Source organism: Allobacillus salarius (assembly GCF_007559425.1).
GTDB lineage: Bacteria > Bacillota > Bacilli > Bacillales > Alkalibacillaceae > Allobacillus > Allobacillus salarius.
In genome coordinates, this window is sequence record NZ_VMHE01000090.1 from 263 (window position 1) to 661 (window position 399).

A 399-nucleotide genomic window follows, 5' to 3' on the forward strand; every position below is an offset into this window, starting at 1 on the left:
GGGCAGGTCATGTGAACATTGTAGTAGGGCCATGCACAAAAGACTATTGGTATGGTGTGGATCAAAACTGGTATACAAATAATGCAACAGGAAGTCCGCCGTATAAAATCAAACACTCTTATCATGATGGACCAGGTGGAGGAGTTAAATATTTTGTTAGACCACCATATCATCCGGAGAAATCTACGCCGGCACCTAAACCAGAAGATGATAGTGATGATAACGAAAAAAATAATAAAAAAGTTCCAATTTGGAAAGATGTAACAACTATAAAGTACACTATTTCTAGCCAAGAGGTTAATTATCCAGAATATATTTATCACTTTATAGTAGAAGGTAATCGACGACTCGAAAAACCTAAAGGAATAATGATTAGAAACGCACAAACGATGAGCTCGG

At 37.1% G+C, this 399-nt stretch carries 1 pseudogene; it reads left to right on the forward strand.

Annotated features, from left to right (window positions below):
- Positions 1–399 (forward strand): annotated as a pseudogene (locus FPQ13_RS13880) (CHAP domain-containing protein); the annotation flags it as partial.